The sequence below is a fragment of the Curtobacterium sp. MCPF17_002 genome (assembly GCF_003234115.2).
In the GTDB taxonomy this organism is placed as follows: Bacteria; Actinomycetota; Actinomycetes; order Actinomycetales; family Microbacteriaceae; genus Curtobacterium.
Genome location: NZ_CP126251.1, coordinates 2997841 through 3013627 on the forward strand (window position 1 = coordinate 2997841; position 15787 = coordinate 3013627).

The 15787-nt window shown below is 70.8% G+C and carries 18 protein-coding genes and 1 tRNA gene; 9 read left to right on the top strand and 10 right to left on the bottom strand.

The features are described from left to right. The first annotated feature begins 184 nt into the window (after positions 1-184). The 3 genes from DEJ28_RS13975 to DEJ28_RS13985 are packed head-to-tail and all read left to right on the top strand — an operon-like array spanning position 185 to position 2164. Positions 185-1180, top strand: a complete 996-nt coding sequence (locus DEJ28_RS13975) for an alpha/beta hydrolase (protein ID WP_111116865.1) — start codon at positions 185-187, stop codon at positions 1178-1180. A gap of 43 nt (positions 1181-1223) precedes the next feature. Further along, the gene (locus DEJ28_RS13980) at positions 1224-1598 is read left to right on the top strand and encodes a VOC family protein (protein ID WP_111116866.1); all 375 of its coding nucleotides are present in this window, start codon (positions 1224-1226) and stop codon (positions 1596-1598) included. Beyond that, positions 1595-2164 (top strand): GNAT family N-acetyltransferase, encoded by a 570-nt coding sequence (locus DEJ28_RS13985; RefSeq protein ID WP_111116867.1) that lies wholly within the window; start codon positions 1595-1597, stop codon positions 2162-2164. Before DEJ28_RS13980 ends, DEJ28_RS13985 begins: the two co-directional genes overlap by 4 nt. Positions 2165-2176: 12 nt before the next feature. Here DEJ28_RS13985 and DEJ28_RS13990 read toward each other — a convergent pair whose 3' ends face one another. The 4 genes from DEJ28_RS13990 to DEJ28_RS14005 form a co-directional block, all read right to left on the bottom strand. Beyond that, the gene (locus DEJ28_RS13990; protein ID WP_111116868.1) at positions 2177-2854 is read right to left on the bottom strand and encodes a class I SAM-dependent methyltransferase; all 678 of its coding nucleotides are present in this window, start codon (positions 2852-2854) and stop codon (positions 2177-2179) included. A gap of 109 nt (positions 2855-2963) precedes the next feature. Further along, on the bottom strand, positions 2964-3335 hold the full coding sequence (locus DEJ28_RS13995) for a VOC family protein (protein WP_111116869.1): 372 nt from the start codon (positions 3333-3335) through the stop codon (positions 2964-2966). Between the two features lie 85 nt (positions 3336-3420). Further along, on the bottom strand, positions 3421-4116 hold the full coding sequence (locus DEJ28_RS14000; RefSeq protein WP_111116870.1) for a helix-turn-helix transcriptional regulator: 696 nt from the start codon (positions 4114-4116) through the stop codon (positions 3421-3423). Positions 4117-4210: 94 nt separating this feature from the next. Continuing rightward, on the bottom strand, positions 4211-5692 hold the full coding sequence (locus tag DEJ28_RS14005) for a mannitol dehydrogenase family protein (RefSeq protein ID WP_111116871.1): 1482 nt from the start codon (positions 5690-5692) through the stop codon (positions 4211-4213). Positions 5693-5860: 168 nt separating this feature from the next. Between DEJ28_RS14005 and DEJ28_RS14010 the strand changes: the two genes are divergently transcribed. The 5 genes from DEJ28_RS14010 to DEJ28_RS14030 all read left to right on the top strand — a co-directional run bounded on the left by DEJ28_RS14010 (position 5861) and on the right by DEJ28_RS14030 (position 11380). Next, complete coding sequence (locus DEJ28_RS14010; RefSeq protein WP_181433814.1) at positions 5861-6499, top strand: TetR/AcrR family transcriptional regulator; 639 nt, start codon at positions 5861-5863, stop codon at positions 6497-6499. A 73-nt stretch (positions 6500-6572) separates the two neighbouring features. After that, positions 6573-9167, top strand: a complete 2595-nt coding sequence (locus DEJ28_RS14015) for an MMPL family transporter (RefSeq protein ID WP_111116873.1) — start codon at positions 6573-6575, stop codon at positions 9165-9167. A 331-nt stretch (positions 9168-9498) separates the two neighbouring features. After that, a complete protein-coding gene (locus DEJ28_RS14020) occupies positions 9499-9942 on the top strand; it encodes a MarR family winged helix-turn-helix transcriptional regulator (RefSeq protein ID WP_111116874.1) in 444 nt (147 codons plus the stop codon). 52 nt (positions 9943-9994) lie between these two features. Beyond that, positions 9995-10207 (top strand): hypothetical protein, encoded by a 213-nt coding sequence (locus tag DEJ28_RS14025; RefSeq protein WP_181433815.1) that lies wholly within the window; start codon positions 9995-9997, stop codon positions 10205-10207. A gap of 75 nt (positions 10208-10282) precedes the next feature. Then, on the top strand, positions 10283-11380 hold the full coding sequence (locus tag DEJ28_RS14030; RefSeq protein WP_111116920.1) for an alkene reductase: 1098 nt from the start codon (positions 10283-10285) through the stop codon (positions 11378-11380). A 55-nt stretch (positions 11381-11435) separates the two neighbouring features. Here DEJ28_RS14030 and DEJ28_RS14035 read toward each other — a convergent pair whose 3' ends face one another. From DEJ28_RS14035 to DEJ28_RS14045, 3 genes are all read right to left on the bottom strand, one after another. Continuing rightward, complete coding sequence (locus tag DEJ28_RS14035; protein WP_181433816.1) at positions 11436-11606, bottom strand: hypothetical protein; 171 nt, start codon at positions 11604-11606, stop codon at positions 11436-11438. Positions 11607-11706: 100 nt separating this feature from the next. Further along, entirely contained in the window at positions 11707-12012 is a 306-nt protein-coding gene (locus DEJ28_RS14040) for an EthD family reductase (RefSeq protein WP_111116876.1), read from the bottom strand. Between the two features lie 74 nt (positions 12013-12086). Continuing rightward, on the bottom strand, positions 12087-12650 hold the full coding sequence (locus tag DEJ28_RS14045) for a hypothetical protein (protein WP_111116877.1): 564 nt from the start codon (positions 12648-12650) through the stop codon (positions 12087-12089). Between the two features lie 101 nt (positions 12651-12751). Here DEJ28_RS14045 and DEJ28_RS14050 point away from each other — a divergent pair, with 101 nt between their 5' ends. Next, a complete protein-coding gene (locus tag DEJ28_RS14050; RefSeq protein WP_258368213.1) occupies positions 12752-13309 on the top strand; it encodes a TetR/AcrR family transcriptional regulator in 558 nt (185 codons plus the stop codon). A gap of 96 nt (positions 13310-13405) precedes the next feature. Here the strand turns inward: DEJ28_RS14050 and DEJ28_RS14055 are convergent. From DEJ28_RS14055 to DEJ28_RS14065, 3 genes are all read right to left on the bottom strand, one after another. Beyond that, positions 13406-13478: transfer RNA gene (locus DEJ28_RS14055), tRNA-Arg, on the bottom strand. Positions 13479-13566: 88 nt separating this feature from the next. Beyond that, positions 13567-14352, bottom strand: a complete 786-nt coding sequence (locus DEJ28_RS14060; RefSeq protein ID WP_111116879.1) for a dienelactone hydrolase family protein — start codon at positions 14350-14352, stop codon at positions 13567-13569. An 11-nt stretch (positions 14353-14363) separates the two neighbouring features. After that, a complete protein-coding gene (locus DEJ28_RS14065) occupies positions 14364-15782 on the bottom strand; it encodes a glucose-6-phosphate dehydrogenase (protein ID WP_111116880.1) in 1419 nt (472 codons plus the stop codon). Between the last annotated feature and the right edge of the window lie 5 nt (positions 15783-15787).

Sequence of the window (15787 nt, forward strand, 5' to 3'; positions counted from 1 at the left end):
CCTCCCCCTCGAGTCGATCCACCGCCCCTGCGGTTCCCGGAGCGTCCCAGCCCTTCTCGGACGACCGCCGGGACTTCTCCGGGGAAGTCCGCCACGTCCGCTGGGAAAGCCCCGGGGCGGTACGGATCGTTACCGAGTGACCTCCGCACCGGCGGCGGCGGCGGGCGGCGGATACGCTCGACCGATGGCGGACCACGGTTGGCGCGACGACGTCCTCGGAGCGCCGTTCGAGCGCCTCGAGCTCCCGCTCGGCGAGGACTCCGAGGGACCGGTGGTCGCGACCCTCGTCCGTCTGCGACGCTCCCCGGCGGACCTGTTGCTGCACGCCGGCGGTCCCCTGCACGGCGTCGACGTCCTCTACGTCCACGGCTGGTCGGACTACTTCTTCCAGGTCGAGCTCGCCGAGCGGCTCGAACGGCTCGGTGCCCGGTTCCACGCGCTCGACCTCCGGAAGTACGGCCGGAGCCTGCAGCCACGACAGACCCCGGGGTTCGTCGACGACCTGACCACGTACGACGAGGACATCGCCGCCGCGCTCGACGCGATCGCCGCCGAGCACCGACGGGGTGACACCGGCCGACGGCTCGTCCCGATGGGCCACTCGACGGGCGGACTGACCCTGTCGCTGTGGGCGGCGCGGCACCCGGAGCACGTCGCCGGACTCGTCCTCAACAGCCCGTGGCTCGAGTTCCAGGCGAACGCCGTCGGACGTGCGCTGGTGACCCCGGTCATCAAGCTCGGGGCGCGGCGGAACCCGCTCGCGCCGATGCCCGCGGTCGACCCCGGCTTCTACACGCGCACCGTGTCGAGTGCGGGCGAGGGCTCGTGGACCTACGACCAGCAGTGGCGTCCGGACCGCGGCTTCCCGCTCCACCCCGGGTGGCTCGCCGCCGTGTTCGACGGACAGGCGACGGTCGAGGCCGGCCTCGGACTCGAGGTCCCCGTGCTCGTCATGCTCAGCGACAAGAGCATGCTGCAGCCCCGGTGGGACGACGGGATGGCGCGCGCCGACGTCGCGCTCAACGTCGACGTCGTCGCGCACCGCGCGCTGTCCCTGGGCAGCGAGGTCACCGTCCGGCGCCTGCACGGCGCCCTGCACGACGTGGTGCTGTCCGTTCCCGAGGTCCGCGAGCACGCCTACGACGCGATCGCACGGTGGGCGTCGACCCTGCGGCACTGAGGGACGGGCCCAGGCGGGCCGCCGTGCCGCTACCCTGGCCGCCATGACCGCATCGTTCAACCACACGATCATCGCGGCGAAGGAGCCCGCGGTGTCCGCGGCGTTCTTCGTCGACCTCCTCGAAGCAGCCGGAGCCCCGTCGTGGGGTCCCTTCACCAACCTGCAGCTCCCCGACGGCGTCCTCCTGCAGTTCGCCGCGGTGCCGATCGACTTCCCGCCGCAGCACTACGCGTTCCTGGTCGACGACGACCACTTCGACCGCGCGTACGCCCGCATCACCGCCGAGGGCCGCGAGCACTGGGCCGACCCGCAGCGGCAGCGCCCCGGCGAGACGAACACCGAGCACGACGGCCGCGGGGTCTACCTGCTCGACCCGGCCGGGCACTACATCGAGCTCCTGACCAGGCCGTACCTGTGACGGTGGTCGAGCTCGTCCGGCTCGACCCGACGGGCGCCGACCGCGACGAACTGATCAGGTTCCTGGCGGCCGAGGAGTTCCCCTTCCACATGCGCAGCACGATCAGCGCCGAAGACGCCTCGACGGCGGTGGACTCCGGATCGTTCCGCGACGCGGAGCACGACACCTCCTGGCTCGTGCACGCCGACCACGGTCGGATCGGGATCGTCCGACTCGAGGACCTCGAGGACCCGGTACCCCTCTTCGACCTGCGGATCGCCGGACGGTTCCGCGGGCAGGGACTCGGCGTCCCCGCCCTCTGCGCCGTGACGGACCACGTCTTCCGCACCATGCCCTCTGTCACGCGGTTCGAAGGGCAGACGCGCGAGGACAACACGGCGATGCGCCGTGTGTTCGTCCGCGCCGGGTGGGTCAAGGAGGCGCACTACCGCGAGGCCTGGCCGGTCCACGGCGCTGCCCCCGTCGCGTCCGTCGCCTACGGGATGCTCCGCGGCGACTGGGAGACCGGCAGGACGACACCGGTCCCGTGGGACGACGACGAGGACGCCCGCGCCGTCACTGCCTAACCTGCGCCGCCGTCAGACCGGGACCGCCTCCCACACCAGGACGTAGCGCCAGAACAGCGACCGGCGCATCCGCGCTCCGGGGAGGTACCGGGCGACGACCGCCCGGATCTCCTCGAACGTCGCGGTGGCAGGGACGGTCGGCGACCGCATGTGCGGCGGCGGCTGATCCCCTCGGCGTGCGCGCGGGTGTCGGAGCGCACCCACGATCGGGTTCACCAGCGTGGAGAGCACCGACCAGCCGAGGTCGCGCCGGGTCTCGGCCGCGACCCCGATCACGACGAGCCGCCCGCTCGGACGCACGAGGTGCCGCAGTCGGCGGAGTGCGGGCTCGAGCGGCAGGTGGTGCAGCACGGCGACGAGCGACACCAGGTCGAACTGCTCGTCCCCGACCGCGTTCAGCGAGCCCTCGACGATCCGGACGGACGGGGTGTCCGCCGTCGTCTGCCGTGCGAGCGCCGCGGTCGGCGCCGACGGTTCGAGACCGACGACCTCGTCGAACTCGCGGCCGAGACGACGCGCGAGCACTCCGGTCCCGCACCCGACGTCGAGCGCACGCGACGGCTCGCGCCCAGCACGCGCGGCCGCTCGCGCACGCCGTCCCTGTGCGAGGACCACGGGGGTGTACGCCTGGTTGTGCGACCACGGGCGCCGAGCATTCGAGCGGTCCAGCACCGCGAGCATCCACGCCATGGGGTCGACGCTAACCGAAGTTCGTCACGCCCGTCGCTCACTGCGAACCCCGCGTTCCAGCGCCCGACAACCACGAGCATCGACCCCGTAGGTCGACGCTCACGGGACCTCAGACCGGACGGCTGAACACGTTGACGAGGTTGCCGTCCGGGTCGCGGAAGAGGGTCGAGCGGTTCCCCCACGGCATCGTCGTCGGCGGCAGCACCACGTCGTCGAGCGCGTCCCGGAGTTCCGCGAAGGTGTCGTCGACGTCGTTCACCAGGAACTCGACGATCACGCTCCCGTTCGCACCCGCGGTCGGCGCTGCGGCCCCGAGCGCGGCGACGGTCGCCGGCGCGCCGAGCGCGAGGACGGCTCCCCCGGTCACGATCTCGGCGAACACCGGGGCGGGGCGACGAGCCGTCGTCCCGGTGACCCGCTCGTAGAACGTCACCATCCCGTCGAGGTCGTCGGTGATGATGCGGATCGATGCGAACTCCATGACGTGCCTTCCCGGGCGACCGCCGTGGCCGCCCGGGTCGAGCCTCCACGACCGCCGCGACACCGTCCTGTCGGGGTTTGCGCGATCACGACCCGAGGACGGGCCGGAGCACGCCGTGCGGGATGTCCAGTTCCTCGACACGGACGACCCGGGGCGGGGCGACCTCGTCGGTCTCCACCACGTCGAGCACGCGGTCACCGCGGAACGCCCGCACGCCGTCGCGCAGTCGGCACCAGGCGATGAGGTACCAGTCCTCGCCCTTGCCGATGTACCCCAGCGGTTCGACGGTCCGCTCGGAGTCCGATCCCGCGGCGTCGCGGTACCGCATGCGGACCACGCGGCCTCGCGTCAGGGCACCGGCGAGGGCCGTCGGCGCCGGCACACGGTCGCCGGACTCGAGCAGGTGCACGCGGCTCGCCAGCCGGGAGGTCCTCTGCGCATCGTCCTCGGCGAGCACGGCTGTGATCTTCCGCGCGGCGCTCCGGGCGGCGTCGCGGAAGGGGCTCGCACCGAGGGTCCCCAGTCCGATCGCGACCGCGAGGGCCTCGTCGACGGTGAACCCGAGCGGCGGCAGCGTCGCGCGGGCGTCGATCGTGAAGCCGCCGGTCTGCCCGGGCTCGGCCCAGATCGGGACGCCGGCGTCCTGCAGCGAGCGCAGGTCCCGTTCGACGGTGCGGACGCTGACACCGAAGTGCTCGGCCAGCCGACGCGCGCTCCGCCGCGCGGGAGCGGCGGCGCGCAGTTCCTCGACGAGCGCGTAGAGACGGTCGGTGCGGTTCACGACGCGACCATAGCGCCCTGGACGGGTCCCGATGACGGCCTGGAGGCGCGGTGCCGGCTGGCACCGCGCCTCCAGGCCGTCAGACGGTCGCGTCTCAGGAACGCGACAGGCGCGTGACCGTCGCGTGCGCGCCGTCCGTGAGCAGCCCGTCGAGGGCGTCGCGGTACGCCGCGACGAACCGCTCGTCCTCAGCCAGGTCACCGAACACCTGCCGGTTCTCGATGAAGGCGAGCCGGTCCTCCCGCTGCGTCTGCGCGATGCGGGTGAGTTCGTCGGCGAGCCGGTCGACGACGGTGATCGGGTCGCCGGACTCGTCGGTGCCCTCGGCGTACCGGGCCCACGACGCGACGATGCCGGCCGACAGGGCGACGGGGCGTCCGGCCGCGAGGTTCTCGCGCACCACGGGCACGAGCCACTTCGGGATCCGGTCGCTCGACTCGGCGCAGAGCCGGGCGAGGGTGTCCCGCACCTCCGGGTTCTGGAACCGTTCGATCAGGGTGGACTTGTAGTCGTCGAGGTCGATGCCGGGCACCGGGTGGAGCGTGGGCGTGCCCTCCTCGTCCATGTAGCGGCGCAGGAACGTGGCGATCGCCGGGTCCTGCGTCGCCTCGTGCGCGTACCGGTAGCCGGACAGGTACCCGAAGTAGCAGAGGCCCTGGTGGCTGGCGTTGAGGAGCCGGAGCTTCATGAGCTCGTACGGTTCGACGTCGTCGACGATCTGCACGTCCTCCTGCTCGTACGGCGGTCGGCCGGCGGGGTGGTCGTCCTCGAGCACCCACTGGAAGAAGGGCTCGGCGACGACGGGCCAGGCGTCCTCGATGCCGAGCTCGTCACGGACCCAGGCGCGGTCCTCGTCGGCGGTGACCGGGGTGATCCGGTCGACCATCGAGTTCGGGAAGGAGACGTGCTCGTCCATCCAGTCGGCGAACGCCGGATCCTGCAGGCGGGCGTAGGCCGTGAACATCTCGCGCGCGACGTGTCCGTTGCCCTGGATGTTGTCGCACGACATCACCGTGAAGGGCTGCAGGTCGCGGTCACGGCGACGTCGCAACGCCTCGACGACGAGCCCGAACACGGTCCGCGGCGGACCGTCACCGCGGAGGTCGGCGGCGACCCCGGGTTCGTCCGCGACGAACTCCCCCGTGACGTGGTCGAAGTTGTAGCCGCCCTCGGTGATGGTGAGGCTCACGATCCTCGTGTCCGGGTGCGCCATCTTCTCGACGACGGCGTCGGGGTCGTCGACGGCGAGCAGGTAGTCGACGATGCTGCCGATCACGCGGGACTCGCGGGTGCCGTCCGGGTGCTTGAGGACGAGCGTGTACAGGCCGCCCTGCTCCGCCATCGCGGTGGCCATCCGGCGGTCCTGTTCGAGGACGCCCACGCCGCAGATGCCGTACTCGCGAGCCTCACCCCGCTGCAGGAGCCGATCGACGACCATCGCCTGGTGCGCCCGGTGGAAGCCGCCGACGCCGAAGTGCACGATGCCGGCCGTGATCCCGTCGCGGTCGTAGGTGGGGACGGCGACGCCGCTCGCGGCGATCTCGTCGAGGGTCTCCGGGGACAGTCGGACGGGCATCGGGTACTCCTTCGTACGGGCGGACGTGCTGCGGTCAGTCAACCACGTGCACACCTGTGCTGAACAGTGTTTCTGCGCTGGTCCGGCTCGGGGGACGAACCTGAAGAAGCACTCCTCTTCACGCGACGTCGTTGCACCGAGTGCATCGATGCACCTAGTGTGCTCTCCGTGACCCTGTCGATCGATCGTCGTGCCGCCCTCAAGGCGAAGCACCGTGCGGCGATCCTGCAGGCCGCACGCGACCTCGTCGAGGAGCGCGGCGGCCGCGAGTTCAGCGTCGACGACCTCGCCGCTCGCGCCGACATCGCGCGGCGCACGGTCTTCAACCACTTCGGCTCGCTCGACGAGGTCCTGCTGGCCGTCTGCGAGCAGGAACTGTCCGTCATCATCGACCGGTTCCTCGCCGACATGGCGAAGACGCCGGTGGGTGACGGCAGCCGCGCGTCCATGTTCGACGAGCTCGAGTCCGCCGCACGCGGCGCCGACCTGGCGCCCGCGATCGCGAGCATGTACCGGATCCTCGGCGATCCCGGCAAGGACGACCCGAAGGCGGCGGTCCTCACCCAGACGGCGTTCGGCCGGGTCACCGAACGACTCCGTGCCGAGGTCGCCCGGCGCTACCCCGCCGCCGACCCCCTCGACGCGGCGCTCCTCGTCGAGTCCCTGATGAGCGGGATCGTCGTCATCGCGGAACACTGGCTGGCGACGACCGGCCCGCGCCTCGACCAGCAGGCACGCGACGACTGGGACGCCCTGCTCGCACGACTCGTGCACAGCGTCCGCAGCGGCTACCTCCCCACCGACTGACTCCTCCCCCAGGGGTCCACCGGCGCACCCCGCACTCCACCAGCACCTGACACGAAAGGAACGGGGCAACCGCATGGCCGGTCTCCTCTACCGTCTCGGACGGTTCTCCGCACGACGCCACTGGCTCGTGATCATCACCTGGGTGGTGATCATGGCGATCGCCGGCGTCACCTACACCCTGTTCGCGGGCACGATCTCGTCCTCGATCACCATCCCGAACACCAAGACCAGTCAGGTGCAGGACGAACTGGCCGACAAGTTCCCGTCCGCGAACGGCGGCAACGGGACGATCGTCTTCGAGACCAAGAACGGCAAGGCGTTCACGGACCAGCAGAAGTCCGACGTCGCCGACTTCCTCGGGGAGATCGAGAAGCTCGACGGTGTCAAGGGCACCACGAGCGGCTTCGACACCCAGAAGCAGCTCGACGAGGGCCGGCAGAAGATCACCGACGGCCGGGCCACGATCACGACGAACGAGCAGAAGCTCGCCGACCAGCAGGCCACGATCGACTCGGGCAAGCAGCAGCTCGCGCAGGCCCAGGCGCAGCTGAACGCCCAGAAGACGCAGACGCAGGCGCTCACCGGTGCCGCCGCGGCCGCTGCCCAGCAGCAGATCGCCGCCGGTCAGGCACAGCTCGACGCCCAGCAGCAGACGCTGACGTCGGGCCAGCAGCAGCTCGACGCGGCGAAGGAGAAGCTCACCTCCGGCAAGGCGGAGCTCGACGAGAACGCGCGTCTGCTCGACCTGTCGAAGGACATCCGCTTCGTCTCGACGAACGGCAGTGCTGCGATCGGCACCGTGCAGTTCACGAAGTCGACCTTCGAGGTCCCCGCCGACACGAAGACCAGCATCGCGGACGACGCCGAGTCGGCCGACATCAGCGGCGTGAACGTCTACGTGTCGAACGACATCGCGCAGGGCGTCCCGTCCATCCTCGGTCCGGGCGAGATCGGCGGCGTGATCATCGCCGCGCTCGTGCTGTTCCTCATGCTCCGGACGGTCATCGGCGCTGCCGTGCCGCTCGTGTCCGCGGTGCTCGGCGTCGGCGTGGCCACGCTCGCGTCCCTGTCGTTCTCCGACCTGGTCGAGTTCATCTCGGTCACGCCGGTGCTGGGGGTGATGCTGGGCCTGGCGGTCGGCATCGACTACTCGCTGTTCATCCTCAACCGGCACCGGACCCAGCTGAAGCAGGGCATGCAGGTGCACGAGTCGATCGGGCTCGCGAACGGCACGTCCGGCAACGCCGTGGTCTTCGCGGGCGCGACGGTCATCGTCGCCCTGCTCGCGCTGAACATCACCGGCATCCCGTTCCTCGGGCTGATGGGGACCGTCGGCGCCGTCGCGGTGTTCTTCGCGATCCTCATCGCCACCTCCTTCACCCCGGCGCTGCTGTCGCTCATCGGCATGCGGATCCTCCGGAAGAAGGAACGCTCGCGCATCGGCAACACCGGCTCGACCCGGGTGCCGAACAAGCCGATGTCGACGTGGCGGGCGGTCATCACGCTCGTCGCCGGCGTCGCGGTGCTCGGCACGATCGCCCTGCCCGCCACGCAGATGCGCCTCGGCCTGCCGAGCGGCTCGTCCGAAGCCGTCGACTCCAGCCAGTACAAGGCGTACAAGGCGCTCGACAAGGAGTTCGGGGCCGGTCAGAACGGCCCGTTGCTCGTCGTCGCGACCCTGCCGTCGTCGGTCTCCGCCGACGACGTCACCGCGACCGAGGTCACCATCGGCGAGGCGATCGCGAAGAACGACGACGTCAAGGCCGTCCTGCCGATCGGCGCCTCGAAGGACCGCGACATCATCGCGTTCCAGGTGAAGCCCGCCGGCGGCCCCGACAGCGTCTCGACCGAGAACCTCGTGAAGGACCTCCGGTCGCAGAACGTGACGGTCGACGACGGCAAGGCCACGCTCGGGGTCGCGGGCAACGCCTCTGCCAACATCGACGTGTCCGAGAAGCTCGCGAACGTGTTGCCGCTCTACCTGGTGGTGGTGGTCGGCCTGTCGCTGATCATCCTCATCATCGTGTTCCGGTCGTTCCTCGTGCCGATCACAGCGACGGCGGGCTTCATCCTGTCCGTCCTCGCGTCGTTCGGTGGCCTCACGGCGATCTACCAGTGGGGCTGGCTCGGCAGCGTGTTCGGGGTGCACGACCCCGCACCGATCCTGAGCTTCCTGCCGATCATCGAGATCGGCATCCTGTTCGGGCTCGCGATGGACTACCAGCTGTTCCTGGTGTCCGGCATGCGTGAGGCCTACGCCCACGGCGCCAGCGCGAAGGTCGCGGTCCAGCGGGGCCTGCACGCCGGTCGCGCCGTGGTCACGGCAGCCGCGATCATCATGATCTCGGTGTTCGCGGGCTTCATCTTCTCGGACTCGTCCACGATCAAGCCGATCGGCTTCGGCCTGGCGTTCGGTGTCCTCATCGACGCCTTCGTGGTCCGGATGCTGCTCATCCCGGCGGCGATGCACCTGCTCGGCCAGAGCGCGTGGTGGTTCCCGAAGTGGCTCGACCGGATCGTGCCGGACGTCGACGTCGAGGGCGCCAAGCTCGAGCGTTCGCACCCGGTCGCCGGGCACGAGGGCGGCGAGCACCACGGCTCGCACGCCGCACCCGTGGAGCCGGACGCCAACCCGCACGAGGGGCACGCGCCGACGCACCGCGCGTAGCCACCGACGCACCAGCGTGGAGGCGCGGGTCGACCCACACGGTCGACCCGCGCCGTCGTGTCGTCGCGCTGGTGCGGGCTGGCGCTGCCGACTCGGCTGCACATCGTCGACGTCGTACGACTGCGGCCTCGTCGCACCCCCGCGCGTGCGGCTCGCGACACCCCACCCGTCGATCGACTCGTGGGACGTCGGAACATGCACACGCAGCGGATGCGCGTACACGTTGCGACACCCCACCCGTCGATCGACTCGTGGGACGTCGAAACGTGCGTGTACATGTTTCGACGTCGAGCACCCCCAACGCTTCGCGCACGAACGGTATGCTGCTGGGATGACCGAGACCGACGTGGACCCGCTCGCCCTCGACCGGCAGCTCTGCTTCGCCCTCGCGGCCACGAGCCGGAGCGTCATCGGGCTCTACCGCGACCTCCTCGAACCGATGGGCCTCACGCACCCGCAGTACCTCGTGATGCTCGCCCTGTGGGAGCACGACCCCCGCTCGGTCCGCGAGATCGCCCGGGAACTCCGACTCGACTCGGCGACCCTCAGCCCCCTGCTCAAGCGGCTCGAGGCGTCCGGCTACCTCCGCCGCTCCCGCAGCACCACCGACGAACGCCAGCTCGAGGTCACCCTCACCACGGCCGGACGATCCCTCCGCGAGCGTGCCCGGGCCGTACCGCTCGCCGTGGCGGACCGGCTCGGCTGGCCGCTCGAGCGGCTCGAGGCACTCAAGAACGAGCTCACCGAACTCCTCGATCGCGTCGACACCCTGTGATCCACCACTCGTTCGTGGCATAATGATTGGTGTACGAACGAAAGGACGGGCCGTGGGTCGCTTCGGACAGTGGTACGAACGGTGGAACAGCACGCTCATCGCGAAGATGGGTCCATCGCAGATCGGTGCCGGTCACCCGGAGGACATCGACGACCGCACGATCGACCGCGGCTGCCCCATCTGCGGCAAGCCCCTCTCGCTGCACCAGGTCATCCGTCCCGAGGGGCAGGTCCGCTCGTCGACGCTCGTCTGCCCGCGCGACTGAGCCCACGTCTGGGAATCCCCTCCGCGGAACGCCCGTGACGGAATTGCCCTCCACAACACGGCGTTGCACCTCGGCGTGAAGCTCTTCGAATCCGCCACCCTCGGCGCCCTACCCCTGTCGAACCGCATCGTCATGGCCCCGCTCACGCGCACCCGCGCCGGCGAGGCCGGGATCCCGAACGACCTGCTCGTCGAGCACTACCGGCAGCGTGCCGGCCTCGGGCTCATCGTGACCGAGGGCACCTGGCCCGTGCAGGAGGGCCGCTCCTACCCCGGGCAGCCCGGCATCGAGACCGAGGAGCAGATCGCCGGCTGGCGCCGCGTCGCCGACGCCGTGCACGCCGAGGGCGGCACGATCGTGATGCAGCTCATGCACGGCGGTCGCGTCTCCCACCCGGACATCGCGCAGACGCCGCGCATCGTCGCCCCGTCGGCCATCGCCGCTCCCGGCCAGACCCACACCGCCACGGGCAAGGCCGACATGCCGGTCCCCCACGCGCTCACCACCGACGAGGTCCAGGACGCCGTCGAGGGTTTCGTGCAGGCCGCCCGCAACGCGATCGCCGCCGGGCTCGACGGTGTCGAGGTGCACGGTGCGAACGGGTACCTCGTGCACGAGTTCATGTCGCCCGCGTCGAACACCCGCACGGACCAGTACGGCGGCTCCCCCGAGAACCGCGCTCGCTTCGCCATCGAGGTCACGACCGCCGTCGCCGAGGCGATCGGCGCCGACCGGACCGGCATCCGGCTCTCCCCGGAGCACGGCATCCAGGGCGTCATCGAGGACGACCCCGCCGACGTCCGTGCCACCTACACCGCGATCGCGGAGGGCCTGGCCCCGCTCGGCCTCGCGTTCATCGACGTCCTGCACGCCGACCCGACCGGCGAACTCGTCCAGCACATCCGCCGCACCACGGGCGCCCCGTTCATCGCAAACTCGGGCTTCAGCGCGCTGACCACCCGGCAGGAGGCGCTCGCCCTGGTCGAGGACGGTCACGCCGACGCCGTGGGCGTGGGACGCGCGGCGATCGCCAACCCGGACCTGGCGCACCGCTGGGAGCACGATGCGGAGCTCAACGAGCCGCGTCCGGAGCTCTTCTACGGCCAGAGCGCCGAGGGCTACACCGACTACCCGACGCTCGCCGAGGTGCGCGCTTCGGCGACCGTCGCGTAGACGGTCGGTACGACGACCTGGAGGCCCGTGGCGATCCCGCCACGGGCCTTCGCCGTCACTGGGCGGCTGGCTCCTGGAGCGTCGGTCCGTCCTCCAGGAAGACCGTCGGGTGGCCGGGTGTCTTCAGATCGGGTGTCGTCTCGTGCGCGGCGTCGGGCTCGGGGAGTTCGGTGTCGTCACCGGTGACGACGGGCGGGGTGGGGGTCATCGCGAGGGCTCCGATCACGACGAGGACTGCTGGGTGGACTGATCGTAACGCGACCGACGTCCGTGTCGCGAGGCGCGGTGCGGAGCCGCATCGCGCCTCCAGTCCGACGTGTCGTCCGTCAGGCTGTCTCGATGTCGGAGAACAGCCCCGTGAACGTCACCCCGGTGCCGAGCAGTGCGCCGAAGAAGTCCTGTGCCGCGGGCGTCGCGACGGCTGCTGAGGCGTCCTCGTAGCTGTCGAAGTACAGGTCGAGGGTGCGGTGGGCCGGCGTGGGAGAGCCGTCCTCCTTCGGCCAGACCTTCGCGGACTCAGCGCGACGGAGTCCGGGGAGCTGGCGGGCGAGGTCGTCGATCCGGGGGTACGCGGTCTCGAAGGCGGTGGGGTCGACGGGGTTGTCGACGATGAGGGTGATCTTCGTGGGCATGGTGCGTTCCTTTCGTCGGGGGTGTGTGCGGTGTGTCGTCGGGTGGCGGTGGCGGTGGCAGTGGTGGCGGTGGCTCAGATCTGTGCTGCCGTGACCGCGCGCCGCAGCCGGATCGCGGAGATGAGGAAGAAGACGCCGCCGAGGACCGCGTACCCGCCGATGCCGGTGACCGACTCGGCGTTCGCGGAGCTGATGACGAAGCCGGCCCCCGCGAGGACGGAGATGCCGCCGCTGAGGATCATCGGCCACTGGCCGCCGAGGCGACGACGGAGCAGCGCGACGATCAGCTGGACGGCGCCGGCGGTGACGGCCCAGAGCCCCCAGACGACCATGACGGCCGGGATGCCCGAGGCGACGGCGAAGCCGAGTCCGATCGCGGCCGCGAGGCTCAGCGCCATGTTGACGTACAGCAGCGGCGCGGGCCCCGTCGTGCGCGAGGCACGGTGGTCCACGATCGCCGCTGCGACGTCGAACAGCGGGTAGAGCAGCAGGAGCGTGACGGCCACCGCTCCGAGGCCGGCGCCCGCGGTGGCGATCACGACGATCGCCCAGACGATCTGGAACGCGAACCGGACGAAGTAGAGCGTGCGCAGCGTTGCCGCGACGCCCGCTGCGAGCGGGGCAGGAGAGGAGGTCATGAGCGGCCCTTTCGATGTAGAATGACTAGTCACTCTACAAACAGTAGGTGGCCGTCACGACGAGCACAAGAGGGATCGGAGGAACGCATATGATCGGTGCGGTGAAGGTGCCCATGCGCGATCGGCTGATCGAGGCCGCGACCGAGTTGTTCTACGCCGAGGGCCTCCGAGCCGTCAGCGTCGACCGCGTCATCGAACGCGCCGGCACCACGAAGGTGACCTTCTACCGGCACTTCAAGAGCAAGGACGACCTGGTCGTCGCACACCTCGAGCGGCGGGCCGAACTCGAGCGGGCCGGCATCGGCGCGGCCGTCGAGCACGCCGACGGCGACGCGGACCGGACGTTCGAACTCATCGCGGGCGGCCTCGGATCGATGGCGTGCGAGCCCGGGTTCCGTGGCTGCCCGTTCATCAACGCCGCCGCCGAGTACCCCGACCCGTCGAGCGCCGTGCGGCAGACGGTCCAGCGGCACCGAGCGTGGTGCAGGGACACGTTCGAGGAGATCGTCCGACCGCTGGCGCTCCCCGACGCCGCGGGAGTCGCGGCGGACCTGATGCTGCTCCGCGACGGGGCGATGGTGGCGGGGTACCTCGACGGCGAGGAAGCCCTTGCGGCGTCGTTCCTGCGGAGCTGCCGGGCGGTCACGCGGGCCGTGTGAGCGGGGTGTCGCTGCGAGCCCGGCGCTGCAACGACGAAGGCCCCGTCGCGATGCGACGGGGCCTTCAGTCTGTTCGGCACTCGGCCGGTACCTCTGTGCGCTCGAAGGGACTCGAACCCCCAACCTTCTGATCCGTAGTCAGATGCTCTATCCATTGAGCTACGAGCGCGTGGCCTTGCGGCCGTGGAAGACTCTACAACAGCTGCGGCCCGGGCGCCAATCGAGGCGGCTGGAGCACGCCCCTCGGCGTGTCGGCGTCAGAGCGCCGCGGGCTCCTCGTCGAAGACCTCGGCGAGGAACACCTCGAGCGCCTGCCACGACCGGCGGTCGGCACGCTCCTGGTACTGCGCGCCGTGGTCCGGAGCGTCGGTCCCCGGCACCGCGAAGGCGTGCATGGCACCGGAGTACGTGACGACCTGCCAGTCGACGGCCGGCGCCTGCCGCATCTCGTCCTGCCAGGCGGCGATCTTCGCGTCCGGCACGACCGGGTCGGCCGCTCCGGTCAGCACGAGCAGCTTCGCGCGGATCGCTGCGGCGTCGGACGGCTCGTGGGCGAGCAGGTTGCCGTGGAACGACACGGCACCGACGACGTCCGCACCGGTCCGGGCGAGCTCGAGGGCAGCCGAGCCACCGAAGCAGTAGCCCATCACGACGATGCGGGAGTGGTCGACGTCCGGGTCCGCACGCAGCCGGTCGAGGCCCGCCTGGGTGCGGGCACGCATCAGTGGGAGGTCCTGGTAGAACGAGCCGGCGACCTGTCCGGCGGTGTCGTCGCCGGGTCGGACGTCGGCGCCGTAGACGTCCGCTCCGAAGGCGACGTACCCGAGGCGGGCGAGCATCGTGACGCGCGCCTCGACGTGCTCGTTGACCCCGTGCCAGTCGTGCACGACGAGCACGGCGGGTCGGGGTCCGGCGATCGCCGCGTCCTTCGCGAGGACCCCCTCGAGCTCGGTGCCCTCGTGGTCGTACCGGACGGTCCCGACACGGATGTCGGAGCCGTCGGGTGCGGGGACGGTCTGCAGGACGTCGTCGATCGTGTTCACGTGGTCAGACGTTACGCGTCGATGTTGTCCCAGGCATCGGGTCCCTCGGAGCCGGCGGCGTAGTCGTCGAGCGGGGTCGTCCCGTCCCGCCAGACCGCGAGGAACGGTTCGACGACCTTCCAGCCCTGCACGGCGCTGTCGCCGCGGACCGAGAGCGTGGCGTCGCCCTCGAGCACGCCGGCGAGCACCTCGCCGTAGGCACTCAGTCGTCCGGGGTTGAAGCTCACCTCGAGCGCGGTGTGGTCGATCGTGTACGGGTCGCCGGGGCCGTTCACGTTGAGCTCGAGCTGCATCTCGTCGGGGGCGATCCAGATGCAGAGCCGGTCGGGCCGCTCCGCGCCGGTCAGCCCGAGGGGGACGTGCGGGGAGTCCTTGAACGTGATGAGGATCTCGCGGCGCTGCTTGCCGAGCGCCTTGCCAGACCGCAGGGTGAAGGGCACGCCGGCCCAGCGCCAGTTCGCGACCTCGAGCGTGAGCTGTGCGAGGGTCTCGGTGCCGCGAGACGGGTCCACGCCGTCCTCGTCGACGTAGGACGGCAGTTCGCGGTCACCGACCTTGCCGGCCGTGTAGCGCCCACGCTTGCCCGCCGCGACGACGTCCCCACCCCACGGCCGAAGGGCCCGGAGCACGAGTTCCTTCTGCGTCCGCAGGTCCTCGGCGTCGATGCTCGCCGGAGCCTCCATCGCGACGACGGCGAGCACCTGCAGCAGGTGGCTCTGGATCATGTCGACCAGGGCGCCCGCCTTGTCGTAGTAGCGCGCACGGCCCTCGAGGCCGAGGGTCTCGTCGTACACGATGTCGACGCGCTCGACGTGCTGCGAGGAGAGCAGCGGCTCGATGATGCGGTTCGCGAAGCGCAGCCCGAGCAGGTTGAGCACGGTCGAGCGTCCGAGGAAGTGGTCGACGCGGTGGATGCGCTCCTCCGGCAGGAACGAGTGCAGGACGTCGTTGAGGTGCTCGGCGCTCGCGGCGTCGGTGCCGAACGGCTTCTCCAGCGCCAGGCGGGTGCCGGACGGCAGGTCGAGGTCCTTGAGCACCTCGCAGCTCTTCTCGGTCACGGCCGGCGGGAGGGCGAAGTAGATCGCGGGGTCGTGCCGGCAGTCGGCGAGGAGGGTCCGCAGGTCGTCCGCGCTCGTGACGTCGGCCTTCCGGTAGCTCGACGCGTCGACGACGGCCTGCAGCCGGTCGGACAGGGTCGTCTCGGCCTCGGCGCCCTCGTCCTCGTTCTTCGACGCCTGCGCGTTCTCGAAGGACTCGCGCACCTGCTGCTTCCAGGCGGCGTCCGAGATGTCCTCCACACCGGCACCGATGAGCTGGACGTCCCAGTCCGTCTTCACCTCCAGCAGCGTCGCGAGGCCCGGCAGCAGCAGGCGCTTCGACAGGTCGCCACTGGCACCGAGGATGAGCAGGGAGGTCTGGAGGCTCGACATGCCCC